The organism is Micromonospora sp. NPDC050200 (assembly GCF_040656135.1).
In the GTDB taxonomy this organism is placed as follows: Bacteria; Actinomycetota; Actinomycetes; order Mycobacteriales; family Micromonosporaceae; genus Micromonospora.
In genome coordinates this window covers 143,524-166,544 of record NZ_JBFALG010000004.1, presented here as the reverse complement: position 1 = coordinate 166,544, position 23,021 = coordinate 143,524, and the positions used below count along the sequence as shown (strand labels likewise).

Annotated in this window: 25 protein-coding genes, 1 tRNA gene and 1 other RNA gene; 17 read left to right on the top strand and 10 right to left on the bottom strand. The window is 71.9% G+C overall.

Going from position 1 to position 23,021, the window contains the following annotated elements; genetic code table 11:
* Positions 1 to 86: 86 nt before the first annotated feature.
* The 5 genes from AB0I41_RS04965 (at position 87) to AB0I41_RS04945 (ending at position 3,750) form a co-directional block, all read left to right on the top strand.
* A complete protein-coding gene (locus AB0I41_RS04965) occupies positions 87 to 905 on the top strand; it encodes an N-acetylmuramoyl-L-alanine amidase (RefSeq protein ID WP_357101936.1) in 819 nt (272 codons plus the stop codon).
* A gap of 3 nt (positions 906 to 908) precedes the next feature.
* Positions 909 to 1,466, top strand: coding sequence for a hypothetical protein (locus AB0I41_RS04960; protein ID WP_357101934.1), 558 nt, complete (start codon positions 909 to 911; stop codon positions 1,464 to 1,466).
* Positions 1,467 to 1,560: 94 nt separating this feature from the next.
* Entirely contained in the window at positions 1,561 to 1,845 is a 285-nt protein-coding gene (locus AB0I41_RS04955) for a hypothetical protein (RefSeq protein ID WP_357101932.1), read from the top strand.
* A gap of 161 nt (positions 1,846 to 2,006) precedes the next feature.
* Entirely contained in the window at positions 2,007 to 2,639 is a 633-nt protein-coding gene (locus AB0I41_RS04950) for a hypothetical protein (RefSeq protein ID WP_357101930.1), read from the top strand.
* Positions 2,617 to 3,750, top strand: coding sequence for an ImmA/IrrE family metallo-endopeptidase (locus AB0I41_RS04945; protein WP_357101928.1), 1,134 nt, complete (start codon positions 2,617 to 2,619; stop codon positions 3,748 to 3,750). Before AB0I41_RS04950 ends, AB0I41_RS04945 begins: the two co-directional genes overlap by 23 nt.
* 222 nt (positions 3,751 to 3,972) lie before the next feature.
* On the opposite strand, the gene AB0I41_RS04940 is transcribed toward AB0I41_RS04945, so the two are convergent.
* The 7 genes from AB0I41_RS04940 to AB0I41_RS04910 all read right to left on the bottom strand — a co-directional run bounded on the left by AB0I41_RS04940 (position 3,973) and on the right by AB0I41_RS04910 (position 8,545).
* Positions 3,973 to 5,250 carry a hypothetical protein gene (locus AB0I41_RS04940; RefSeq protein WP_357101926.1) on the bottom strand — a complete coding sequence of 426 codons (1,278 nt, stop codon included), beginning with the start codon at positions 5,248 to 5,250 and terminating at the stop codon, positions 3,973 to 3,975.
* The gene (locus tag AB0I41_RS04935) at positions 5,247 to 5,822 is read right to left on the bottom strand and encodes a helix-turn-helix domain-containing protein (RefSeq protein ID WP_357101924.1); all 576 of its coding nucleotides are present in this window, start codon (positions 5,820 to 5,822) and stop codon (positions 5,247 to 5,249) included. The genes AB0I41_RS04940 and AB0I41_RS04935 overlap by 4 nt, the downstream gene beginning before the upstream one ends.
* On the bottom strand, positions 5,819 to 5,962 hold the full coding sequence (locus AB0I41_RS04930) for a hypothetical protein (protein ID WP_357101922.1): 144 nt from the start codon (positions 5,960 to 5,962) through the stop codon (positions 5,819 to 5,821). Before AB0I41_RS04930 ends, AB0I41_RS04935 begins: the two co-directional genes overlap by 4 nt.
* Positions 5,963 to 6,057: 95 nt before the next feature.
* Positions 6,058 to 6,351 (bottom strand): hypothetical protein, encoded by a 294-nt coding sequence (locus AB0I41_RS04925; RefSeq protein ID WP_357101920.1) that lies wholly within the window; start codon positions 6,349 to 6,351, stop codon positions 6,058 to 6,060.
* A 342-nt stretch (positions 6,352 to 6,693) separates the two neighbouring features.
* Positions 6,694 to 6,972: a hypothetical protein gene (locus AB0I41_RS04920; protein WP_357101919.1), complete on the bottom strand. Its 279-nt coding sequence runs from the start codon at positions 6,970 to 6,972 to the stop codon at positions 6,694 to 6,696.
* Positions 6,969 to 7,139 carry a hypothetical protein gene (locus tag AB0I41_RS04915; protein ID WP_357101917.1) on the bottom strand — a complete coding sequence of 57 codons (171 nt, stop codon included), beginning with the start codon at positions 7,137 to 7,139 and terminating at the stop codon, positions 6,969 to 6,971. The genes AB0I41_RS04920 and AB0I41_RS04915 overlap by 4 nt, the downstream gene beginning before the upstream one ends.
* 191 nt (positions 7,140 to 7,330) lie before the next feature.
* Positions 7,331 to 8,545, bottom strand: a complete 1,215-nt coding sequence (locus AB0I41_RS04910) for a helix-turn-helix transcriptional regulator (RefSeq protein ID WP_357101915.1) — start codon at positions 8,543 to 8,545, stop codon at positions 7,331 to 7,333.
* Positions 8,546 to 8,680: 135 nt separating this feature from the next.
* Between AB0I41_RS04910 and AB0I41_RS04905 the strand changes: the two genes are divergently transcribed.
* Together AB0I41_RS04905 and AB0I41_RS04900 are read left to right on the top strand one after the other, a co-directional pair.
* On the top strand, positions 8,681 to 9,091 hold the full coding sequence (locus tag AB0I41_RS04905) for a winged helix-turn-helix domain-containing protein (protein WP_357101913.1): 411 nt from the start codon (positions 8,681 to 8,683) through the stop codon (positions 9,089 to 9,091).
* A gap of 367 nt (positions 9,092 to 9,458) precedes the next feature.
* Positions 9,459 to 10,028, top strand: a complete 570-nt coding sequence (locus AB0I41_RS04900) for a hypothetical protein (RefSeq protein ID WP_357101911.1) — start codon at positions 9,459 to 9,461, stop codon at positions 10,026 to 10,028.
* A gap of 24 nt (positions 10,029 to 10,052) precedes the next feature.
* Here the strand turns inward: AB0I41_RS04900 and AB0I41_RS04895 are convergent.
* A tRNA-Ser gene (locus tag AB0I41_RS04895) sits at positions 10,053 to 10,140 on the bottom strand.
* 82 nt (positions 10,141 to 10,222) lie between these two features.
* Here AB0I41_RS04895 and ffs point away from each other — a divergent pair.
* From ffs to AB0I41_RS04850, 9 genes are all read left to right on the top strand, one after another.
* Positions 10,223 to 10,312, top strand: an RNA gene (ffs, locus tag AB0I41_RS04890) — signal recognition particle sRNA small type.
* 107 nt (positions 10,313 to 10,419) lie between these two features.
* Positions 10,420 to 12,993, top strand: coding sequence for a DNA polymerase III subunit gamma and tau (locus tag AB0I41_RS04885; protein ID WP_357101909.1), 2,574 nt, complete (start codon positions 10,420 to 10,422; stop codon positions 12,991 to 12,993).
* A 108-nt stretch (positions 12,994 to 13,101) separates the two neighbouring features.
* Entirely contained in the window at positions 13,102 to 13,410 is a 309-nt protein-coding gene (locus tag AB0I41_RS04880) for a YbaB/EbfC family nucleoid-associated protein (protein ID WP_357101907.1), read from the top strand.
* Between the two features lie 8 nt (positions 13,411 to 13,418).
* The gene (gene recR, locus AB0I41_RS04875) at positions 13,419 to 14,012 is read left to right on the top strand and encodes a recombination mediator RecR (protein ID WP_151462313.1); all 594 of its coding nucleotides are present in this window, start codon (positions 13,419 to 13,421) and stop codon (positions 14,010 to 14,012) included.
* 278 nt (positions 14,013 to 14,290) lie between these two features.
* On the top strand, positions 14,291 to 15,964 hold the full coding sequence (locus AB0I41_RS04870) for an ABC transporter substrate-binding protein (protein WP_357101905.1): 1,674 nt from the start codon (positions 14,291 to 14,293) through the stop codon (positions 15,962 to 15,964).
* A gap of 99 nt (positions 15,965 to 16,063) precedes the next feature.
* Positions 16,064 to 17,071 (top strand): ABC transporter permease, encoded by a 1,008-nt coding sequence (locus tag AB0I41_RS04865; protein ID WP_357101903.1) that lies wholly within the window; start codon positions 16,064 to 16,066, stop codon positions 17,069 to 17,071.
* On the top strand, positions 17,068 to 18,093 hold the full coding sequence (locus AB0I41_RS04860) for an ABC transporter permease (protein WP_357101900.1): 1,026 nt from the start codon (positions 17,068 to 17,070) through the stop codon (positions 18,091 to 18,093). The genes AB0I41_RS04865 and AB0I41_RS04860 overlap by 4 nt, the downstream gene beginning before the upstream one ends.
* Positions 18,094 to 18,205: 112 nt before the next feature.
* Complete coding sequence (locus tag AB0I41_RS04855; RefSeq protein ID WP_357101898.1) at positions 18,206 to 19,192, top strand: ABC transporter ATP-binding protein; 987 nt, start codon at positions 18,206 to 18,208, stop codon at positions 19,190 to 19,192.
* The gene (locus tag AB0I41_RS04850; RefSeq protein WP_357101896.1) at positions 19,189 to 20,286 is read left to right on the top strand and encodes an oligopeptide/dipeptide ABC transporter ATP-binding protein; all 1,098 of its coding nucleotides are present in this window, start codon (positions 19,189 to 19,191) and stop codon (positions 20,284 to 20,286) included. The genes AB0I41_RS04855 and AB0I41_RS04850 overlap by 4 nt, the downstream gene beginning before the upstream one ends.
* A 50-nt stretch (positions 20,287 to 20,336) precedes the next feature.
* Here the strand turns inward: AB0I41_RS04850 and AB0I41_RS04845 are convergent, their stop codons facing one another.
* Together AB0I41_RS04845 and AB0I41_RS04840 are read right to left on the bottom strand one after the other, a co-directional pair.
* Complete coding sequence (locus AB0I41_RS04845; RefSeq protein WP_357101894.1) at positions 20,337 to 20,795, bottom strand: hypothetical protein; 459 nt, start codon at positions 20,793 to 20,795, stop codon at positions 20,337 to 20,339.
* Positions 20,777 to 21,436 (bottom strand): HNH endonuclease family protein, encoded by a 660-nt coding sequence (locus AB0I41_RS04840; RefSeq protein ID WP_357101892.1) that lies wholly within the window; start codon positions 21,434 to 21,436, stop codon positions 20,777 to 20,779. The genes AB0I41_RS04845 and AB0I41_RS04840 overlap by 19 nt, the downstream gene beginning before the upstream one ends.
* 109 nt (positions 21,437 to 21,545) lie before the next feature.
* Here AB0I41_RS04840 and AB0I41_RS04835 point away from each other — a divergent pair, with 109 nt between their 5' ends.
* Complete coding sequence (locus tag AB0I41_RS04835) at positions 21,546 to 23,021, top strand: MFS transporter (RefSeq protein WP_357101890.1); 1,476 nt, start codon at positions 21,546 to 21,548, stop codon at positions 23,019 to 23,021.

The window sequence follows — 23,021 nt, the reverse complement described above, 5'->3', positions numbered from 1 at the left end:
GCAGTCCAGTGTGGGCTGTCACCGCAAGCCCGTCCATCCGGCCACCCGTGGGGTGGCCGTTCTCGTATGCCCTGGGAGGCGCAGTCATGCAGATCGTCAGCCGTACGCAGTGGGGTGCCCGCCAGCCCCGCAGCGTCGACACCGTCGCGGCGTCGCGGCGGCGTCGGTTCGTCGTGCACTACAGCGCGGCGAGCCCGGACCAGACCCCGAAGATCATCCAGGCCTACCACATGGACAGCAGGGGCTGGAGCGACATCGGGTACAACTTCCTCGTCGACGACGACGGCCGGATCTACGAGGGCCGCGGCTGGGACGTCGTCGGCGCGCACGCCGCCGGCTACAACACCGAGTCGATCGGCGTCTGCTTCATCGGGCGGGACCGGTCCGGCGTGGTCGACGCGTCGCCGGCCGTTCGCCGGGCGATCCGGTGGCTGTACGACGAGGCGTGCCGCCGCGCCGGCCGTCCGCTGACCCGCAACGGGCACCGCGACGTCGGCTCCACCGCCTGCCCGGGCGACGAGCTGTACGCCTGGGTGCGCGCCGGGATGCCCGTCGACGAGCCGGCACCCGCGCCGCGGCCGCCGGCGACGCCGGGCCAGCTGGTGGTCGACGGGCAGCTCGGCCCGAAGACCATCACCCGCTGGCAGCAGATCATGGGCACCCCCGTCGACGGCCGGATCACCGAGCCGAGCGCCCTGGTCAAGGCGGTGCAGCGGCACCTCAACGCGAAGATCCGCGCCGGCCTGGCCGTCGACGGGGTCGGCATCCGGCAGGACGGCCGCCCGTACGAGACCGTCCGCGCGCTGCAGCGCTACCTGGCCACCGACACCGACGGCGTCATGTCCGTGCCCGTGTCCGCCGTCGTCAAGGCTGTCCAGCGCCGGCTGAACAGCGGCCGAATCTGAGCCGTGGAGACCGGCGTCGTCGTTGCCCTGGTCAGCGCGGCGGGGGTGGTCGGCGCCGGCCTGACCGGCACGGTCGTGGCACACCTGCTCAGCCGACAGACCCGTGCCGCCCAGCAACGGCTGGCCGAGGCGCAGGCGGCAGCCCAGCACCGGCTGGCCGAGGCGCAGGCCAAACAGGCCGAGGCCGCGGCCGAGCATCTGCAGGCGGAGGAAGACCGGATCCGCCAGGACATCTACCAGCAGCTCACCCAGGACCTTCGTGCCGAACTCGGGCAGGTCAAGACGGCGCTGCAGGACGCGCGGCGGTCCCTGGCCGCGACGTCGGCCGAGGCGGAGCGGCTACGGCTGCGCATCGTCGAGCTGGAGTCACGGATCGCGCAGCTGGAGCTGACCGAGCAGCACCTGTCCGCCGAGCTGCGCGCCACCCAGACCGAGCGGGACCAACTGCGCATCCAGCTGGCCGGCAAGGACGCGACGATCACGGCACTGACCGCCCAGATCGGCGACCTCAAGACACAGCTCGCCGGCCTACAGCAGCCCGCCAGTTCCACGGCCGACTGAGCCGGATTTTCAGATCGGCGCGCTCATGCGGTGACTGCCATCTGTGCTGCTCACAGGCCCTATGTGACGCTACAAGAGTCTGAGGAGGCTCATCATGACGCCAACCCCCGCCCCTGCCCCGATCACAACTCCGACCCAGGTCCGCTACCCGTGGCGTGCCACCGTCCGCACCGTCGCCGCCGCCGCCGTGGGCGCGCTGTCGCTGCTGCCGGTTGCCGCCGCGACCGCCGGTGTCGACACCGTGCCGGCGGTGGCGCAGGCCATCGTCGTTGCCGGTGCCATCACCCGTGTCCTAGCCCTGCCGGGCGTCGATACATGGATGAGGCGCTTCCTGCCGTGGCTGGCGTCCGCGCCGGTGGCAGCAGTCCGGTCCGAGTAGGATCATCCGCGCGGTGCTGCCGGTGACGTCCCGGGGCAGCGCCGACCATCGTGCAGCGGCCCCGCCCCCGGTGAGGGGGCGGGGCCGCTTCGTGCTGTCCGGGGCAACTTCAGGGTGTCGGGGTTGACCTTGTTAAGAATCTCTGTAATAAAATCACGGCCATGTTTAAGGATGACGTAGAGCGCGTCACCCAGGCCCTCGCCCCTCTATGTGAACCCCTGCCAGACGTGTTCGTCGAGGCTGACCAGATTCGCAAGAAGCGGTTACCGGAGTTCGACGGCGACTCCAACTATGCCTGGCTGGCCACGCACGCGACCCGCGCCTTCGCCCACTACAAGCTCGGCGGCCGGAACCTCGGCCCCTGGAAGCTATCTGGTAAGCACGCCCGAAACGGGGAACTCTGGCTGACCGACGAGAGCTACAAGATTCGCATCCTCCACGGTCCGACCGAGGAGGACGTGCCTCCACCGGGGCACAACGGACAGCGCAAGGCATACTACCTAAACCCGCCCCTGGTCGACATGGACCCCATGTTCGGGCCGAAGAACGACAAACTTCTGATCATATGGCGTATTCCGGCCGATGCTGGCGTTCCGGTCTTCCGGGTGGTCCGCCCCATCGGAGACTGGAACTGGGGCTCCCGAGCCAAGACCGACCTGGACTTTATCCTGCCGGACACCGCCGAGGATCTTGCCAAGCTTCGGTTCGATCCGACGGACAAGGGCCTAGAACTGCGAATTCCCGACGAACGGGAAGAAGGAGGTGCCCGCGGTGCTGGCACCGGCGCCGGGTGAACGTCTACGAACCCTTCGAGACTTGCTCGGCTTCACACAAGAGCAGCTGGCCAAGGCATCCGGGGTCAGTCAGTCGTGGATCTCGCACGCCGAAACCGGCGAACGGGAGGCGACCGAGGACGGCCTGAGGGCGATCGCAGAGGCGACGGGCACACCGATGAGCTTCTTCCAGGCACGCCCGTCCACGGTTCCGCTCGACTCACTCCGGTTCCGCAAACTGGCCTCAGCAAGCAGAGTCACCACCCGTCGAGTGCACACGTTTTACGGCGAGAGCTACCGGGTCGCCGACGACATCATCACGGCCGAGAAATACCCAACACCGGCGCTGCCCTACGCAGTCGGGGACGAGGTCACCAACAGCGACATCGAACACTTTGCGGGAGCTACGCGAGAGGCGCTACGAATCGCCCCAGGCGCACCAATCCCGCACCTGACACGGGCGCTGGAGCGTGGCGGCGTCGCCGTCGCGCCAATGGCACTCACGGACGTCGACGGGGAGGAGCAACCGGCAACAGGCCACTTCGGGGTGTCCTACTGGGCTGGGCTCGGCGCTACCGCCCTCATTGGCTACTTCCCGGGCAGACAGGGCGACCGGGACAGGTTCACCCTCGCCCACGAGCTCGGACACCTCGTGCTTCACACGTTCAGGCCGCGGCTGCCGGACAACATCGCCGAGGACGAAGCGAACCGGTTCGCGGCCGCCCTGCTCGTGCCGTACCACCGGGCACGAGAGCTGTTCTCCGAACGGCTCTCACTGACCGAGTACGCCAGGCTGAAGGCGACGTGGGGGGTGTCGATCCAAGCTCTGATCATGCGCGCGTACGCGGTGGAGGCGATCGGAGACACGCGTAAGCGGTCGCTCTTCGTCCAGTTGTCCTCGCGCGGGTGGCGCAAGGCCGAGCCTGTGAGTGTTGGACACGAGGAGCCCCAACTGCTGTGGGCGTTGCTGTCACGCCGCTTCGGTGCGCGACCGTACGTTCCCGCGGCTGAGGCGCTTGCCATCCACCCCACCGTCCTGCGGTCGATTGCCCCATCGCCCGAGCCCAAGCAGCCCGACAATGAGGACCGTCCGCCGGGCGCCGTCGTTCAGTTCCGACGCCGCGTCTCCTAGCGCGACCTGCAGTTGCCTGCGCCCTCGCCGTACGCAACGCGCCCCCGCTGGCTCAGGCCGGCGGGGGCGCTTCGGGACGTCCGGGGTCAGGGCCTCGGAACGGGCCGGGGAGGCGGAAGCCGAAGTTCATGCCCGCACCGTAGCGACGCCGGTCAACGAATGGCCCCACCGCCCAGACGGCGGATGGTGGGGCCATTCGTGCTGTCCGGGATCAGGACCTGCTCATCTGGTTCGGCCGCTCTTCCACCTGTTCGCGGTGGCCTTGCTGACCCCCGCCTCCGCGCCCAGTTTGGCGCCGGACGGCTCACGGCCGAGCCGCTCGGTGAGTCGCGCGTGCGCCTCGGCGAGCCGGGCGTTGCCGGCGCTCGGATCCGGCTCACCAACTGGCTCGGTCACCGTGCGGCGAACCGTAGCCCGCGCCGGCAGCGACTCACGGCGCGGCTCACGCTGAGCCGGTGAGTCGATCCGCGCCGCGACGTGCGCCGGCATCCGGATTCCACCCAGCTCCACCAGCGGCTCGCGGCGGCTCGGCATCGAGCCAGGGACGGCGGCCGGCGCGAACGCGGCGGCGTGCTCGGCGCGGACCCGGTCGCTGGCCTGCCGCACCACCAGGCGCAGCTCGTCCATCAGCTCGCGTTCCCGCTGAGTCGGCTGTGAGTCGTCCCTGAACAGCTCGTGCTCGACGGTGAGGACCCGGCGCAGTTGCACCCTCGCGTCGGCCACGTCTTGGGCCGACGCGGTCTTGGTGAGCCGCTGGATGCGCCGGTGCGCGGCGGCGAGCGGATCACGCTGGCGGCGGATGCGCCACCGGGACGGGGCGGCCGGCTCACCCTGACGCAGTCGCGCCGCCTGCAGCTCCATGCCAGCGTCGACGAGCGCGGCGATGCGCCGCTGCCGAAAGACCTCGCCCAGGTCGTCGACAGCGCCCGGCTTGAGCAGGCCGAGGCGCACGCCGATGCGCTGCGGCGTCCAGATCCACGCCGACGGCTGCCGCTCGGCAGGCACCCGATCGGCGTAGAGGCTCATGTACCAGATGCCGGCCGCGAGCGGCGGGGTGGCGAGCCGCAGCACAACCTCGGTGACGGAGTCCGACGCGGTGGACGCGATCACGCCGGATGCCCCGGCGACCAGCCAGACGAACCGCATGTGCCGGCTGATGTCCGGAGCGGGGCCGCCGCCGTAGTGCGCCGCGAGCTTGTGGGCGGCGAGGCTGCCCTGATGCAGCATCACCACCTCGAAGGTCGCGCAGAACATCAGGCTGCCGGCGACGTTGAGGCCGAGGGGCCCGTGCGCAACCTCGTACATGCCCTCCATCGCGAACAGGGTGGCGAGGGTGACGGCGACCCGGCCGAGCTTGACGTGGGCGTGTCCGCGGCGCACGAACCGCCAGAGCAGGATCAGGGCCAGGAGCGCGCCGACCGCGCCGGCGCCGACCGCGATGTGCTGGGCGTACGGCTGGGCGGCGTCGATGACCTCGATAAGCCAGGTGGGCAGGGTCATCGCGCACCGCCAAGCTGCTCGCTGAGGCAGGGGATGCACCGGCCGGCGGGCTGGCCGACGTGGCCGGGCCGCTGGCATCGGTCACCGCCGGGTGGCGGCGGGAGGGCGGCACCGCGGCGCTCCGGGTACGGCGGCCGGCCGGTGTTCTTGGTTTTCGGGATCCAGCGACGCCAGTCCCGCGCTCCGCGCGGCTTCTCCTTCAAACCCTCTTCGCCACTTCGGGTGCCACCCTGGCTGTCACCCCCGGCGGCCGAATCTGGCACCCCGGCACCGCCGTTTGTCACCCCCGGGGCCGTGGACGTCACCCTCTGGACGGCGTCGAGGACGAGCCGGTAGACGCGGGTGGGGATGTCGGCGACCCGACGCCAGGCGAGCCGGCCGAGGTTGATCAGCTTGGCGATGGCCCGCTGGACGGTGCGCTCGGAGCAGTCGGCGTACTCGGCGATGGTGGCCACGCTGGGCCAGGCATCGCCGGCCTTGTTCATGTGGGCCGCGATCGCCACGGCGACGGCGCGTTCGTTCTTGCCGAGGCCCTTGGTGGCCAGCAGTGCGGCCTTGACGTGCTGGCTCACCGGGAACCCCCGGCGGGCTGCGTGCGGATGGCGGCGCCGGAGAGCAGCGCGGTGCGCAGACCGGATGCGGGGCCGACGTAGCCGGCGACGAGACGCCGTCGGGTCGGGGTGGTGTGCGCGCAGGGGCGCACGTCAGCCATGATGGGCATGGGTCAGGACTCGCTTCCTGATCAAGGGCCCGGCCGGTGGGTAGGATCACCGCGTCCGGGCCCGAACTTTGTCGGGCGGTGGTGCGTTAGGTGGTGGCGCGCGGGCGCCGGCCGCGTCGTGGCGGCGCGCCGGTGCGCCGGCGGTGCGCCGTGATGCGCCGGTTGACTTCGCTGCTGGAGATGTCCGCCGCCGCCGCCACCTGGTCGTAGCTGGACGTGGCGGCTGCCTCGGCGATCGCGGCGTCCTGCTCGGCCGCGATCGCGCTCTTGATGTCGACGGCCAGGCCGCGCAGCTCCTGGTACCGAGCCACGGGGGCCAGGTGGCGGGCCGCGGCCAGTCGGGTCCCGAGCTGGGACAGCGGGTCCAGCGTGTCGGTCATGCCGAAATACTAGGGCACTCTGCTCCATGAATCAACACACCAACCTGTTGCCAGCCAGAACGCCCCCGCCCGGCTTCGGCCGGCGGGGGCGTTCTGTCGTTGTCGGAGCAGGTCAGATCCGGTTCTTCACCGTCGTCCGCAGGCCTTCGTCGGTCCCTGTGGCCTCGCGCGCCGCCCGGCGAGCCGCACGCGGGCCCGCCTGTCGGTCACGGCAGGCCGTTTCGGTGCAGGTGCACCGGCCGCCGTACGGCACGAGCTCCCGCTGGCCGGCGCACATGTGCGGCAGCCGGAGGATCGAGTCGGCGCAGCCCAGGCACCGGGCCCCCGGGACCGCAGGGGGGCTCAGCGGGTCCATGCGACGAATCGCGTGAAGACGTCGCCGCAGGGACACGTCCGCAGTTCGGTGAGCGCCTGCTCGTAGAGGCCGCCCATGTAGATGGCCAGGCCGAGCCGGTCAGCGGCGTACGCCTCGCCGAGCCGCACCTTCGCGGGGGCGCATGGCCAGGGCTGCTCGCAGCAGCGGCAGTCCCATCCGGGCCTGTCGGGCTGGTGCGGGTCGCCGTCGACCCGGTCGTCGAGCACTGCGACGGCGCGGGCCGCCCGGGCGGGCCGGGCGGTCACCGGGCGGGCCGGTCGTAGCGGTACTCGGCGGTGTTGCGGCGGCGGGCCTGGGCGAGCAGCCGGGCGCGGGCCTCGGTCTGCGCCGCGGCCTGGATTTGCTGCCCGGTGCCCGGCGGTACGGGGTCTGGTCGGCCCGTCAGTTTCCGCAAGAGCTCGCTGATCGCCACGCGTCCGCCCTCCCTCGGTGGGGGCGGGCCCGCCGCAACGGGGGGTGCGGCGGGCCCGCGTCCGGGCTGGTGGCGGCGGGGCGAACGGTCGTCGTACGCCGACGACTCCCCACCACCACCAACACGGATCACCGTAGGTAGCTGGCTAGCTCACTATGGGTACGTGGCGTACCCGGTGACGGGGTGTACCTCTACCCCTGCGGTGCGCTGATCCGCCGGGCCAGGTCGGCCGCCTCACCCCGGATCGCCGCCGGCGCCTCCCGCGCCAGCCGGCCCGCCATGTCCTGCGCCGCCGGCGAGTACCGCACCGTCTCCGGCGACGTCGCCTCGGCCCGGGTTAGCAGGTGCAGCGTCGCCTCCCGCGCGCCGGCGAGGTCGGCCGAGCGGGCCAGCTCCACGTAGTGGCGGCCGCGGCGCTCCGTTGACGGGATGGACGCCGGGTCCAGGGCGTGGGCGCGGCGCTGCGCCTCGTCGGGGTCGCCCAGGTCCACCGCGCACATCACCGCGTACACGTCGACCAGCGGCCGAGACACCCGGGTCCGCAGCCCCACGTACCCGGCCGGCAGCGCCCGCTCGACGACCTGCCGGGCGGCATCCCAGTCCGACCACGCCCCCTGGTCCCCGGTGCGGGCCCGGGTCAGCGCCATGCACAGGTGCAGGTCTGCCAGCATCTCCGCCCACTCGGTGCCGCCGTCGGCGACGTGGGGCTCGATCAGGGCGCGCGCCTCGGCCAGCCGGGCCAGGGCCTCCTCGCTGCGGCCGACCGCGCGGAGCAGGTGCGCCGCGTACCAGCAGGACTGCGCGATCGCGAGCGGGTCGTCGGCGTCCAGGGCGGCCGCCATGCCGCGGTCGACGGTGAGCCAGCACAGCTCCCGGTCGCCGTGCCACGCCAGATACGCCTGTGCGAGGTGGTAGGCCTGCGCCAGCAGGGCGAGGGAGGTGCGCCGGTCGTCGCCGGTGTGCAGCCGGGCGGCGCGCTGGGTGGCGTCGAGCAGGCCGGGCAGGACCAGGCCGGCCTCGGTGCGCTGGTGCCGGCTGGTGTGCCAGGTCTGCCAGGCGGAGTCGACGGCGCCGCGCAGGTAGTCGGGCCGTTCGGGTTCGCCGGCGACGGTGATGTGCCAGGCGGTCAGCGCGCGGCGGACGTCGTCGACGGCGGGGTGGCTGGGGCGGCCGTCGAGGGACAGCGTCACGGTCGGTCCGAACAGGTCGGCGAGGTCGTGCACGCCGAGGTGCGGGGCGAGCTGCTGCGCGGCGCGCAAGGTCAAGCTGCGGCGGCCGTTCTCGATGAACTTGACGGTGGTCGGCGACAGGCCGGACAGTCCCGCGAGGTGCTTCTGGGAGAGGCCGACGGCGATGCGGAGCCGCTGCACGCGCTGGCCGGAAGTGGGTGGCTGCTGGTCGACCATGGGGCACCTCGCCGGGTCGGGTACAACGTGTACCCCACGGTACCGCCGATCGGCGGTGATGCGCCCGTGCTGGGCGAGATTGGGCTACCCAGCTAGCTCACCTCGCATGATCGGGTGGGCATCTAGCCTGCGGGCGTGATCTATCCGGGGCGCGGCCCGGTCGGCTACGCGGAGCTGGCCGAGATCCTGCGCGGGCGGATCACGTCGGGGCAGCTGAGTGCGGGTGCGCGGCTGCCGTCGGAGGCGACGCTGAGTCAGACGTACGGCGTGGCCACCAAGACCGCGAGAGCCGCCCTGCAGCAGTTGCGCAATGAGGGCCTGGCGGTGTCGGTGCGGGGCTACGGTGTGGTCGTGCGGGAGCCGGTGGAGCCGGAGCTGGTGGTGCTGGAGCCGGGCGACCAGGTGTCGGCCCGCAACCCGACGCCCCGAGAGCGCGAGGAGTACGAGGTGCCGGAAGGCGTGCCGCTGTTGATCGTGGCCCACCTGGACGGTCTTCAGGACCTGTATCCGGCGCACCGGTACCGAGTTGTCTTTCAGCCCACCTGATTGCCCCCCAGGTGGGCGCGTCGGTTGCCGGAGCTGGCCTACACCGTGCCCCTGACAGTGGAGTGACGGGCCGGGGCGGGTTCGTGACGGAACGCGAAGGTAGCGATTCCTGGCGGCATGTGCGAGATCTGCCGACACGGCTACTGCGTTCCGTAGTGGGGTAGCCAGGCCACGTGACCCACGGTCGGTGATCGACAGGGACCCTGCGGCCTTCGGTCCTTACGCTGGGTTGGCGCATATCACGGGGGATTGCCGGCCGCCAGTGGATCACAGCGCGTCATTCTCCTGTGTATAAGAAGGTCTTTCGCTGAGGGCTCGAACTGGTGTTCCATCAGGCGCTTAAGTCTCCCTTAAGGAATGAGGAGCCGTGCCCCATCAGCCGTCACCGTCGACCCCCGGATGCTCCATCAGTGAGGGGCACGTTTATCTCCTGGCCACAGCCGTCGCGCTCACCGCCGCCGCGGTGCTGTGGGTGACCGGACACGAGCACACCATCGCGACGGCGCTACTGGTCGCGATGGCGGCGGTCGGGGTGGTGGGCTGGCGCAGCCACGCGTCCGATGACGAACGGCGGCGGGAGGTGAGGACGGTGCGCGCCGAGATGCGCCACTACGGCGAGGTTGTCGAGATGATGGCGCGGGACATGGAGGCGGCCGATGTGCGAAGCGAGCGAGCCATCGAGCGGGCGTGGCAACAGGGCGCGGCCGAGGCTGCGGCGGCGGCCCAGGCAGAGCGGCAGAACTTGGTGGAGCAGCACCAGGCGGAGCTGGACGAAGTGAGGCGCAAGGCTGAGGCGCGGGGGTACGTGGCCGGCGTGCGCCACCGGCTCGACGGTGGCCGGTCATTGCGCCTGCGTCTGGTGCGCCCCGACAGTCAGCGGGTTGGCCCCTACCAGTCCCCTAAAGATCATCAGGCCCGGTTCGGAAACCGGGCCTGACCTGCGTACCTATTCGATTGTTCCTGGCGGAGGATACGAGATTCGAACTCGTGAGGGTGTAAACCCAACACGCTTTCCAAGCGTGCGCCCTAGGCCTCTAGGCGAATCCTCCGTCGGACAGCTTACAGGTCCCCGGCGCGCCGGCCACCCCACCACCCCCTGAAGATCCACCCAGCTTCGGGTAGGCTGGGTGTCACCTCCCGTGCGGCGGTATCTCGTGAACCTCCCCAGGGCCGGAAGGCAGCAAGGATAAGCGAGCTCTGCCGGGTGCACGGGAGGCCTTTTTGTCTCCGGGCGCCGGTACCGTACCTGCGGGTCAGGTCACGGGGTGGTGGGTGGTCACCCGCGCCCGACCGGCGCAGAATGGCTCGGTCGAGAGGAGGCGGTACGGGTGGCACTGGCCCTTTACCGCAAGTACCGGCCGCGCACCTTCGCCGAGGTCATCGGTCAGGAGCACGTCACCGAGCCGCTGTCGCAGGCGCTGCGTAGCGGGCGGCTCAACCACGCCTACCTCTTCTCCGGCCCCCGGGGCTGCGGCAAGACCTCCAGCGCCCGGATCCTGGCCCGCTCGCTCAACTGCGAGCAGGGCCCCACCCCGGAGCCGTGCGGCACCTGCGTCTCCTGCCGTGAGCTGGCCACCGACGGTGGCTCGATCGACGTGCTGGAGATCGACGCGGCCAGCCACGGCGGTGTCGACGACGCCCGCGAGCTGCGCGAGAAGGCGATCTTCGCGCCGGCCCGGAGTCGCTTCAAGATCTACGTCATCGACGAGGCGCACATGGTCTCGTCGGCCGGCTTCAACGCCCTGCTCAAGCTGGTCGAGGAGCCGCCGGAGTACGTCAAGTTCATCTTCGCCACCACCGAGCCGGAGAAGGTCCTCGGCACGATCAAGTCGCGGACCCACCACTACCCGTTCCGGCTGATCCCGCCGAAGGTGCTCCGGCCGTACCTGGAGCAGCTCTGCGAGGCGGAGGGCGTCGCCGTCGAGCCGGCGGTCTTCCCCCTCGTCGTGCGCGCCGGCGGCGGCAGCGCCCGGGACAGCCTCTCCGTGCTCGACCAGCTCATCGCTGGCGCCGGCCCGGAGGGGGTCACCTACGCCCGGGCCGCCGCGCTGCTCGGCGTCACCGACTCCGCGCTGATCGACGAGATGTGCGACGCGCTGGCCGCCGGGGACGGCGCGGCCGCGTACGCCACCGTCGACCGGGTGGCCGAGGCCGGGCACGACCCGCGTCGGTTCGCCTCCGACCTGCTGGAACGCCTGCGCGACCTGATCGTGCTCCAGCAGGTGCCCGACGCCGCCGCCAAGGGCCTGATCGACGGCCCGACCGACCAGATCGAGCGGATGGCCGCCCAGGCCCAGCGGCTCGGCCCCGGTACCCTCTCCCGCTGCGCCGACATCGTGCACAACGGCCTGGTCGACATGCGCGGCACCACCGCGCCCCGGCTGTTGCTGGAGCTGATCTGCGCCCGGATGATGCTGCCCGGTGCCGACGACTCCACCGGCGGCCTGCTCCAGCGCCTGGAGCGGATGGAGCGCCGGCTCACCCTGGGTGCCGTCGAGCTGCCGCCGGCCGCCGCCGGCCCCGCGCCGGTCACCCCCGCTCCCCAGGTACGCCCCGAGCCCGCCCCCGCCGCCCCGAGCGTGCCGACCCCTGCCGTGGAGTCGCGGGACGTCCCCGTTCCGGCGGCCGGCCCGGCGGCGGCCCCGGTCACCCCGCCGGCCCCGCCCCGGCGGGTGCCGCCGGAGGCGGTGATGCCCGACCCGGCCACCCCCGAGCCGCCCCGGCCGGGCAGCAGCTCCCCGGGCGCGCTGGACGCGGTCGCGGTACGCCGCGCCTGGCCGGACATCGTCGCCAAGGTCAACCGGATCAAGAAGCCGGCGGCGGCGCTGATGCGCGACGCCGTGGTCCGCGACGTGGACGCCGACACCCTGGTGTTGACCGTCAAGTCGCCGGTCCTCGCCCAGATGATGGGCAACCACATCTCGGTGCTGTCCGACGCGCTCTACGAGGAGTTCGGCAGCCGCTGGCAGATCCGCTGCGAGGTGGCTGGCGAGCGTGGCGCGGCCACGCTCGGTGGCCCGAGCCGGGCGGCGACCCCGACCCGACCGGCCCCCGCGCCGGCCCCCGCATCCGCCTCCCCGACCTCCGCCGGCGCCACCGGCACGGGTTCGGGCGGCCCGTCCGGCGCGGCCAACGGCGTGGGCCCGGGCGGTCCGGCCGGTCCGAACGGCACGGGTCCGAACGGCGTGGGCCCGCGCGGCGCGTCCGGTGCCGCCGACGGCCTGGGTTCGGGCGGCCCGGCGGGTTCGTCCGGCGGTGGAGCAGCCGGCGGTCCGGCGGGCGGCGCAGGCGGCCCGGCGGGCGGCGCGGGTCGTTCGGGCAGCGGCGCGACCGGCCGAGCGGCTGGTGGCGCCGGAACCGGCGCGAACGCCCCGGACGACTCCGACGATGACGAGGACTGGCCCGAGCCGGCCCGGCCGGGTGGCGCCGCGACCGCCACCGCGGGCGGCGACGACTGGCCGGAACCGGCCCGTCCGGGTGGGGCGACGGCCACCGCGACCGCCGCTCCCGCCGTACCGAAACCGGCCGGACCGCAGTCGGCGCCGCCGGCCGCACCGGCGGCGACCGGTGGCGGGCCGGTGAGCAGCGCGATCGCGGCGGCGCGGGCGGCCGCGGCCGGGGCCGGCAAGGTGGCGCGTCCCGCCCAGGCGGCGCGGAAGACCGCGGACGCCGACTGGGCCGGCGAGCCGCCGTACGACCCGGACTACGACGGGCCGGTGCGCGGCGGTGGGCGCACCCAGCCGGCGGCGACCCCGGCCTACGAGGGGTTCGACCCGGGCGACGAGCCGCTGGACGAGGTGATCGACGAGCGGACCGCCCGGCAGTCCAGCGAGGAGCAGGCGGTGCAGCTGCTCCGGGAGGCGTTCGGCGCCGAGAAGATCGACGAGGTCGACGCGCGCTGACCGCGCGCCGGCCGCCGAGGACCTGTCCCGCCGCCCGACTAGGCTGGGCGCGGTCGAGCAGACGAGTGCGAGAAGGAGCCATCCGTGCGCCCAGGTGGACAGCCGAACATGCAGCAGATGCTGAAGCAGGCGCAGAAGATGCAGCAGCAGATCGCCAAGGCGCAGGCCGAGCTGGCCGAGGCCGAGCTGACCGGCACCGCCGGCGGCGGCCTGGTCACCGCGACCGTCTCCGGCGCCGGTGAGATCAAGTCGATCAGGATCGACCCGAAGGCGGTCGACCCGGAGGACGTCGAGACCCTGGAGGACCTGGTCGTCGCGGCCCTGCACAACGCCGCCGAGGCGGCCAAGGAGCTGACCGAGAAGAAGATGGGCCCGGTCACCGGCGGCATGGGCGGCCTCGGCCTGCCCGGGTTCTGAGCCGGCCGATGTACGAAGGTGCCATCCAGGACCTGATCGACGAGCTGGGGCGGCTGCCGGGCGTGGGCCCGAAGAGCGCCCAGCGGATCGCGTTCCACGTCCTGTCGGCGGACCCGGCCGACGTCAACCGGTTGGCCGGTGCGCTGCGCAAGGTCAAGGAGCTGGTCCGGTTCTGCACCACCTGCTACAACGTGGCCGAGTCCGAGCAGTGCCGGATCTGCCGCGACCCGCGCCGCACCGACGAGGTGCTCTGCGTGGTCGAGGAGCCCAAGGACGTGGTGGCCATCGAGCGGACCGGTGAGTTCCGGGGCCGCTACCACGTGCTCGGCGGAGCGATCAACCCGCTGGAGGGCATCGGGCCGGACAACCTGCGTATCCGCGAGCTGATGACCCGGCTCGGCGGCGGGGCGGTCCGGGAGCTGATCCTGGCCACCGACCCGAACACCGAGGGCGAGGCGACCGCGACGTACCTGGCGCTGATGGTCAAGCCGATGGGCATCGCGGTCACCCGGCTGGCCAGTGGCCTGCCGGTCGGTGGCGACCTGGAGTACGCCGACGAGATCACCCTCGGCCGGGCGTTCGAGGGGCGCCGCGCCGTCTGAGCCCGACCCGGTCGTACCCCGGCCGTCGCTGCCCGGCGCAGCGGCGGCCGGGTCGTTTCCGCGAACCTCCGCCCGCCCCCGGACGGCCCCGGCGGGGGCGGTCTGTGCTGTGACAGTCCCGTTTGTCGCGAGATCCGGTCGTGTCAGACCCGACGGCTTGGTGTCGGCTTGATAGCGATTGCCTAACGGCCGTTCCGCTTCTGTGTGTCCTGTCATAGCCTCCCGCTCACGGACCGAGCCATGAACCGGGTTGGTCACGCGGATGACAGAGGTGAGAGATGCAGGCGAGAAGGCTCAGAACGGGCGTGACCCTCGCGGCCGTTGCAGCCCTGGCGGTCGGCGCGGCCGGCTGTGCGGAGAGCGACCGCAGCAACGACAGTGGCGAGGCCAAGACGGGCGGCACCTTCATCTTCGCGGGTGCCGGCGACCCGAAGAACTTCGATCCGATCTTCAACGATGACGGTGAGTCGTTCCGGCCGGTTCGGCAGATGTTCGACACCCTGATCACTCACAAGCCGGGCACCGCCGACCTTCAGGGCGGCCTGGCGGAGAGCTGGGAGCACGACCCCGACGGCAAGGTCTGGACCTTCAAGCTGCGCCAGGGCGTGAAGTTCCACGACGGCTCGGCGTTCAACGCCGCCGCGGTCTGCTACAACTTCGACCGCTGGTACAACATGAAGGGCGCAGCGGCCCAGGCGAACATGATCTACTACATGGACGTGTTCGGCGGGTTCGCGAAGAACGAGGTCGAGGGCGCCGGCGAGCCGGTCTACAACAAGTGCGAGGCGAAGGACGACTCCACCGCGGTCCTCACCCTCAACAAGTACAAGGGTGCGTTCCCCGGCGCCTTCGCGCTGACCTCGCTGTCGATCGCGAGCCCCGACGCGCTGAAGAAGTACGACGCCGACACGGTGAAGCAGAACGGCGACTCCTTCGAGTACAGCGCCTTCGCCACCACCAACCCGGTCGGCACCGGCCCGTTCACCTTCGGCGGCTGGGACAAGGCCAAGGGCGAGATCACCCTGAACCGGAACCCGGACTACTTCGGTGACAAGGCCAAGGTCGACAAGCTGATCATCAAGGTGATCAAGGACGAGAACACCCGTAAGCAGGAGCTGCGGGCGGGCACCGTCCAGGGCATCGACTTCCCGGCCCCGGCCGACCGCAAGGCGCTGGAGAGCGAAGGTTTCCAGGTCATCAACCGCCCGGCCTTCAACATCCTCTACCTGGGCCTCAACCAGAAGAACCCGAAGCTGAAGGACCTGCGGGTGCGCCAGGCGATCGCCTACGCGCTCAACCGCCAGCAGCTCGTGCAGACCAAGGGCCCGGGCGGCGCGAAGGTCGCCGACCAGTTCCTGCCGGACACCGTGCTCGGCTACGCCCCGGACGTGCAGAAGTACGACCACAACCCGGAGAAGGCCAAGCAGCTGCTCAAGGAGGCCGGCGCCGAGAACCTGACGCTGAACTTCTACTACCCGCCGGACGTCTCCCGGCCGTACATGCCGAACCCGCAGGAGATCTTCACCGTCCTGGCCAACGACCTCCAGGCCGTGGGCATCAAGGTCACCGGCGTGCCGCGCCCGTGGAACGGTGGCTTCAAGGACGACGTGCAGACGTTCGGCAAGCACGACCTGCACATCCTCGGCTGGACCGGCGACTACAACGACCCGGGCAACTTCGTCGGGACGTTCTTCGGGCGGGGCAAGGTCGAGTTCGGTGACCAGGCGATGACCGAGATGTTCGACGCCATCACCAAGGCCGACGGGACCGTCGACGAGGCGGGCAAGAAGGCGGCCTGGGAGCAGGTCAACCGGGACATCGCCGCCAAGTGGCTGCCGGCCGTGCCGATCTGGCACGCCCCGCCGGCCATCGTCGTCACCAAGGACGTCCAGGGCCTGGTCGCCAGCCCGCTGACCGACGAGCGGTTCAACACGGTCAGCGTCACCAAGTGACGTACGTCGGCTGACGCCGTAGGCGTGAATCGGCCCGGGTCGGGGCTTCATCCCGGCCCGGGCCGATTCCGCGAACATCGAGAGTCTGGTGTGTGAGAGATGTTGCGAGTCATAGTCCGCCGCCTGCTGCAGCTGGCGGTGACGCTGATAGCGCTGTCGGCGCTGATCTTCATCTGGTTGCGGAACCTGCCCGGCGGCCCCGTCGAGGCGCTGCTCGGCGAGCGGGCCACCCCCGAGACCCGCGCCCTGCTGACCAAGGCGCTCGGCTACGACCAGCCGATCCTGGTGCAGTACGGCAAGTTCATGCGGCGGGTCCTCACCGGCGACTTCGGCAACTCGATCCGGAGCGGTGACCCGGTCACCGAGGTGATCGGCCGCGCCTTCCCCGCCACCATCGAGCTGGGCCTCGCCGCGATGATCATCGCGGTGGGCCTGGGTGTTCCGCTCGGCTACCTCGCCGCCCGCTGGCGCGGTCGCTCGCTGGACAACCTGACCATCGCCGGCACCCTGCTCGGCATCTCGATTCCGATCTTCTTCCTGGGCTACCTGCTCAAGGACGTCTTCACCCAGAACATCCACTGGTTCCCGCCCTCCGGGCGGCTCACCACCGGCCTGGACAACACGAACGTCACCGGGTTCTTCGTCCTCGACGGCCTGCTCACCCGCGAGTTCGACGCCAGCGCCGACGCGCTCTGGCACCTGATCCTGCCGGCGGTCACGCTGGCCACCATCCCGCTCGCGGTGATCGTCCGGATCACCCGGGCCAGCGTGCTCGACGTGCTCAACGAGGACTACGTGCGCACCGCCGAGGCCAAGGGCCTGCGGCACCGCACCATCCGGGGCCGGCACATCCTGCGCAACGCGCTGCTGCCGGTGGTCACCATCATCGGCCTGCAGACCGGTGCGCTGCTCTCCGGCGCCGTGCTCACCGAGAAGGTCTACAACTGGGGTGGCATCGGCACGCTGATCGTCGACTCGATCAGCGGTGGCCGGGACTACCCGGTGCTTCAGGCGATCATCCTGCTGGCCGCGCTGGTCTTCGTGGTGGTCAACCTCCTGGTCGACCTCTCCTACGCCTTCATCGACCCGAGGGTGCGTGTCCGATGACCGATCCGACCACCCAGGCCGGCCCGGCACCGGCTCCCCGTGCCGGCGACGAGCGTCCCGGCGGCGTGAGCGAGCGGAGCATCGGCCGGCTCGGCGAACGGAAGAAGGCGCGGCTGGACGAGCTGGCCCGGGCCAGCGCCGACCAGGGCGGCGTCAGCCTCCTCCGCGACGCGCTGCGCCGGCTCCGGCGCAACCCGGTGGCCATCGTCGGCGCGACCATCGTCGGGCTGTTCGTCCTGGTGGCGATCTTCGCCCCGTTGATCGCCCCGCACGACCCGGTGCAGCGTTTCGACGAGCTGACCAAGAACCTCACCGTCGACAGCATCCCGGGCGCCAGCGCGGAGCACCCGTTCGGCTCCGACCCGCTGGGCCGCGACTTCCTGTCCCGCCTGATCCACGGCAGCCGGCAGACCCTCTTCGTCGGCGTCCTCGCCACCCTGATCGGTCTCACCATCGGCGTCCTGCTCGGCGCGATCGCGGGCGCCCTCGGCGGCTGGGTCGACGTCGTCCTGATGCGACTCACCGACGTGATGCTGGCGCTGCCCAGCCTGCTGCTGGCGATCACCCTGGTCGCCATGGTCAGCAAGTCCAGCCAGTGGACGGTCATCTTCGCGGTGGCCATCGTCAGCGTGCCGATCTTCGCCCGGCTGCTGCGCGGGTCGATGCTCGCCCAGCGGGAGAGCGACCACGTGCTCGCCGCCCGGGCGCTCGGCGTCAAGGAGCGCAACATCGTGCTCCGGCACATGCTGCCCAACTCGCTGACCGCGGTGATCGTGCAGGCCACGCTCACCTTCGCGGTGGCGATCCTGGACGCCGCCGCGCTTTCCTTCCTGGGCCTCGGTGACCCGGACATCAACCGCGCCGAGTGGGGTCTGATGCTCGGCAACGACGGCGTCCGCTACTTCGAGGTCCGCCCCGAGCTGGCCTACTACCCGGCGCTCGCGATCATCGTGGTCGCGCTCGGCTTCACCCTGCTCGGTGAGGCGATGCGCGAGGCGATCGACCCGAAGAACCGGCGGTGACGGCGGTGCGACGGACCAGCACGGCCGGCGAATGCCGGCGGCGAGCGCGAGGAGTGAGCTTGCGAGCCCCGCAGTCGCGCGCGAAAGGCCAGCACCGAGAGGAAGTGACCCGATGAGCCTGCTCGACGTACGCGACCTGAGCGTGGTGTTCCAGCGGCGGGGCGAGCGGCCGTTCACCGCCGTCGACAAGGTGAGCTTCAGCGTGGAGCCGGGGCAGACCGTCGGCCTGGTCGGCGAGTCCGGCTGCGGCAAGAGCGTGACCAGCCTCGCCATCATGGGCCTGCTGCCCAAGCGGGGCAACAAGGTCAGCGGCGAGGTGCTCTTCGACGGCACCGACCTGCTCAAGCTCCGCCCGGACGACATGCGGGACCGGCGCGGCCGGGACATCGGCATGATCTTCCAGGACCCGCTCTCCTCGCTGAACCCGGTGATCCCGATCGGCGTCCAGGTGGCCGAGGTGCTGGAGCGGCACCAGGGGATGGACCGGAAGAAGGCGCTGCGGGAGGCCCGGGAACTGCTCGACGCGGTCGGCATCCCGGACCCGGAGCGCCGGCTCTCCGAATACCCGCACCAGATCTCCGGCGGCATGCGGCAGCGCGCGCTGATCGCCATCGCGCTGGCCTGCAAGCCGAGGCTGCTGATCGCGGACGAGCCGACCACCGCGCTGGACGTGACCATCCAGGCGCAGATCCTCACCCTGCTCAAGCAACTGGTCGACGAGACCGGCACCGCGCTGATCATGATCACGCACGACCTGGGCGTGGTCGCCGGCCTCTGCGACACGGTCAACGTGCTCTACGGCGGCAAGGTGGTGGAGCGGGCAGCCCGGCACGAGCTGTTCGCCCGGGCGCGGCACCCGTACACCCACGGGCTGCTCAGCTCGGTGCCGCGGCTGGACTCGCCGCGCGGCGAGCGGCTGCACGCCATCCGCGGCTCGGTGGCCGACAACATCCCGTGGGTGGAGGGGTGCGCCTTCGCGCCCCGCTGCGACAACGTCGTGGACGCCTGCCTGGAGGGTTCGCCCCCGCTGGAGCCCACCGCCACCGGCGGCGACCTTCGCTGCAACAACCCCGTTTCCGAGGAGGTGGCGGTGCCGTGACCGAGCGGACCGGACCACTGGTCGAACTGCGTGACCTCAAGGTCCACTTCCCGATCAAGAGCGGCCTGCTCTTCGATCGCACCGTCGGGTACGTCTACGCCGTCGACGGCGTCTCGCTCTCCATCAAGGCGGGTGAGACGTACGGGCTGGTCGGCGAGTCGGGCTGCGGCAAGTCGACGCTGGGGCGGGGCCTGCTGCGGCTGGTCGAGCCGACCGACGGCGAGATCGTCTTCGACGGCACCGACGTCCGCCAGCTCAAGGGCGAGAAGATGCGCCTGGCCCGCCGCCGGATGCAGATGATCTTCCAGGACCCGCTGTCCAGCCTGGACCCCCGCCAGTCGGTGGAGTCGCTGCTGGTCGAGGGGCTCAAGGCGCACGGTCTGGCCGACGACAAGGCGGAGACGAGCCGGCGGCTGCGGGAGACCCTGGAGGCCGTCGGCCTGCCCGCGTCGGCGCTGAGCAAGTACCCGCACGAGTTCTCCGGCGGCCAGCGGCAGCGGATCGGCATCGCCCGGGCGCTGGTGCTCAACCCGGAGCTGATCGTCGCGGACGAGCCGGTGTCGGCGCTCGACGTGTCCATCCAGGCGCAGGTGCTCAACCTGCTGGAGGACCTGCAGAACGAGCGCGGCCTGACGTACCTGATCATCGCGCACGACCTGGCGGTGGTCCGGCACATCGCCGACACGGTGGGCGTGATGTACCTGGGTGGCCTGGTGGAGGAGGCGTCCAGCGACGACCTCTACCGGGAGCCGATGCACCCGTACACGAAGGCGCTGATGTCGGCGGTGCCGGTGCCGGACCCGCTGGTGGAGGACCGCCGGGAGCGGATCCTGCTCGCCGGCGACCTGCCCTCGCCGACCAACCCGCCGTCCGGGTGCCGCTTCCACACCCGGTGCCCGTGGGCGCAGCCGACCCGCTGCGCCGAGGAACGGCCGGCGCTGCGCGAGGTGGTCGGCGGGCACAAGGTCGCCTGCCACTATGCCGAGGAGATCGCGGCCGGGCGGATCCGGCCGCACGAGGTCGAGCCGGAGCTGGTCCGGCCGGACGACGGTGGGGCGCCGGGCGGCCCCGGTGAGCTGATCCCGACGCTGTGAGCCCACGCCGAGGCCCCCTTCCCCGAGCGGGAAGGGGGCCTCGGCGTGTCTCAGCCCTCCGGGCGGTGGAGCAGGGCGACCGCGACGGCGTGTACGGCGTCCAGGCCAGCCGGGTCGGCCAGCGTGGCCTTCCCGCCGGTCACCGCGTACCACTCGTCGGCGTCCTTGTACTGCACGGAGAGGGTGACCTGGCCGTCGGCGTACCGGGTCTTCAGGGTCAGCTCGCCGGTGACCACGCCGACCTCGTCGGTCATCACCCCGCCGGGCCCGGCGACCAGGTCCGCGGTCAGTTCCCGGGGTGCCCCGGTGCCGCCGGCGTCGGCGCTCATCCCGGCCCCCGGCACGGCGGCGGGCGCCGCCGGGTGGCCGTCGGCGGTCATCCCGGCGGTGGCGGCCGCCGTGCCGTCCCCGCCGCTGCCGGTGGCGGCGGCCGCGTCCTCCCCGCCGGCGTCCGGCGTCTGCTCCGGCGTGGGGGCCGCCCCCGCGCCGGTCACGGCTTGTTCGCCCATGTGCAACCCTTCAACATGTCGCTGAGAGCGGCCTTCTCGTCGCTGGTCACCGTCAGCCGCCAGTGATGCTTCACCGTCACCCAATCCTCGGCGTACTTGCACCAGTACGACCGGTTCGCCGGTTTCCACTGCGACGGATCCTGGTCACCCTTTGCCCGATTGGAGCTCGCGGAAACCGCGATCAGCTGCGGTCGGGTCAGATCGTTGGCGAAGTCGCCGCGCTTGGCATCGTCCCACCCGTTCGCCCCGGAACGCCACGCGTTGGCCAGCGGCACGGTGTGGTCGATGTCCACGTCGGAGGGATCGGTGAAGGTGCGCCCGTCGTAGACGCTCTCCCAGTGGCCGGCGACCACGTTGCAGCCGGAGAGGCGGATGTCCTCCCCGTCGCGCTTGAGCACGCTGTCCCGGACGTCGCAGTTCTTGCCGGTGTTCCGCCAGTGCGGGAAACGCTCCCGGCTGTAGCCCCGCATCGAGCCCGCCTTGGCCACGGTCAGCTCGGCCAGTTGCTCACCCACGTTGCCGGCGCCGCTCGGCGACGCCTCCGGCTCGTCGAGCGAGACGTCGCAACCGCCCACCCCGAGGGCGAGCACCGCGGCGAGCGCGGCGGCCGCCGTCCCACCGGCTCCTGATCTGGTACGCACAGACGACACCTCTCCAGCTTGCGGGCTCCCGGCGATCCCGCACAGTACCCGGGGCGCTGTTTCGGCGTTTTCGTGGAATCTCCCACGCGACGCGGGCACATTGGTACCCATGACCGCACCCGCGCACGCGCTCCGGATCCGCAGCGGCGCCGGTCGGGGCACCCTGCTGGCGGCGATCCTCGCGTCCGGGATGGTCTTCCTGGACAGCACGGTGGTCAACGTGGCCCTGCCCCGGCTCGGCGCCGAGCTCCACGCGACCGTCGCCGGTCTCCAGTGGACGGTCAACGGCTACCTGCTGACGCTGGCCGCGTTCGTGCTGCTGGGCGGGGCGCTCGGGGACCGCTTCGGCCGGCGCCGGGTCTTCCTGCTCGGGGTGGTCTGGTTCGCCGGCGCCTCCGTCCTCTGCGGCCTGGCCCAGGGCACCGGCTGGCTGGTCGCCGCCCGGTTCCTCCAGGGCGCGGGCGGGGCGCTGCTCACCCCCGGCTCGCTCTCGGTGATCCAGGCCAGCTTCCATCCCGACGACCGGGGCCGGGCCATCGGCGCCTGGTCCGGGCTCTCCGGGGTGGCCACCGCGCTCGGCCCCTTGCTCGGCGGCTGGCTGATCGACGCGCTCTCCTGGCGGTGGATCTTCTTCATCAACGTGCCGCTGGGGGTCGGGGTGATCCTGGCCGCGCTGCGCTGGGTGCCGGAGAGTCGCGACGAGGAGGCCTCCCGCAGCGGGGGGAAGCGGTTCGACGTGACGGGGGCACTGCTCGGCGCACTCGGCCTGGCCGGCGTCACGTACGCCCTGATCGACGCCCCGGCCCGCGGCGTCCGCTCGCTCCCGGTGCTGCTGTCCGCGCTGGTCGGGGTTCTGGGCGTGGTGGTCTTCGTGCTGTGGGAACGGCGCCGGGGCGACGCCGCGATGCTCCCCACCGGGCTGTTCACCAGCCGGCTCTTCTCGGTGCTCAATCTCTTCACCGTGGTGGTCTACGCGGCGCTCGGCGGCTTCGTCTTCTTCCTCGCCGTCTACCTCCAGAACGTTGTCGGCTGGTCGGCGCTGCGTACCGGGCTGGCCACCATCCCGATGACCGTGCTGCTGCTGCTCGGCTCGGCCCGGGCCGGCGCGCTGTCGGCGCGGATCGGGCCCCGGCTGCCGCTGACCGTCGGCCCGGTCGTCGCCGCCGTGGGCCTGCTGCTGCTGCGCCGGGTCGGCCCGGGCGCGTCGTACTGGGTGGACGTGCTGCCCGGGGTGGCCCTGTTCGGGCTGGGGCTGACCCTGGTGGTGGCGCCGCTGACCGCCTCGGTGCTGGCCGCCGTCGCGGACCGGTTCGCCGGGGTGGCGAGCGGCTTCAACAACGCCGCGTCCCGGGTGGGCGGGCTGCTCGCGGTGGCCGCGCTGCCGCTGCTGGTCGGCCTCTCCGGCACCGGGTACGAGCAGAAGGGCGCGCTGACCCACGCGTACCGGGGCGCGCTGGCCTGGTGCGCCGGGCTGCTGCTGGCCGGCGCGGCGACGGCCGGCCTGCTCGTGCACCGGCCACCGCGGTCGGCCCCGCCGTCGCAGCCCTGCCCCTCGCTGCCCGTGTCCACCCCGCCCGAGCGGTAG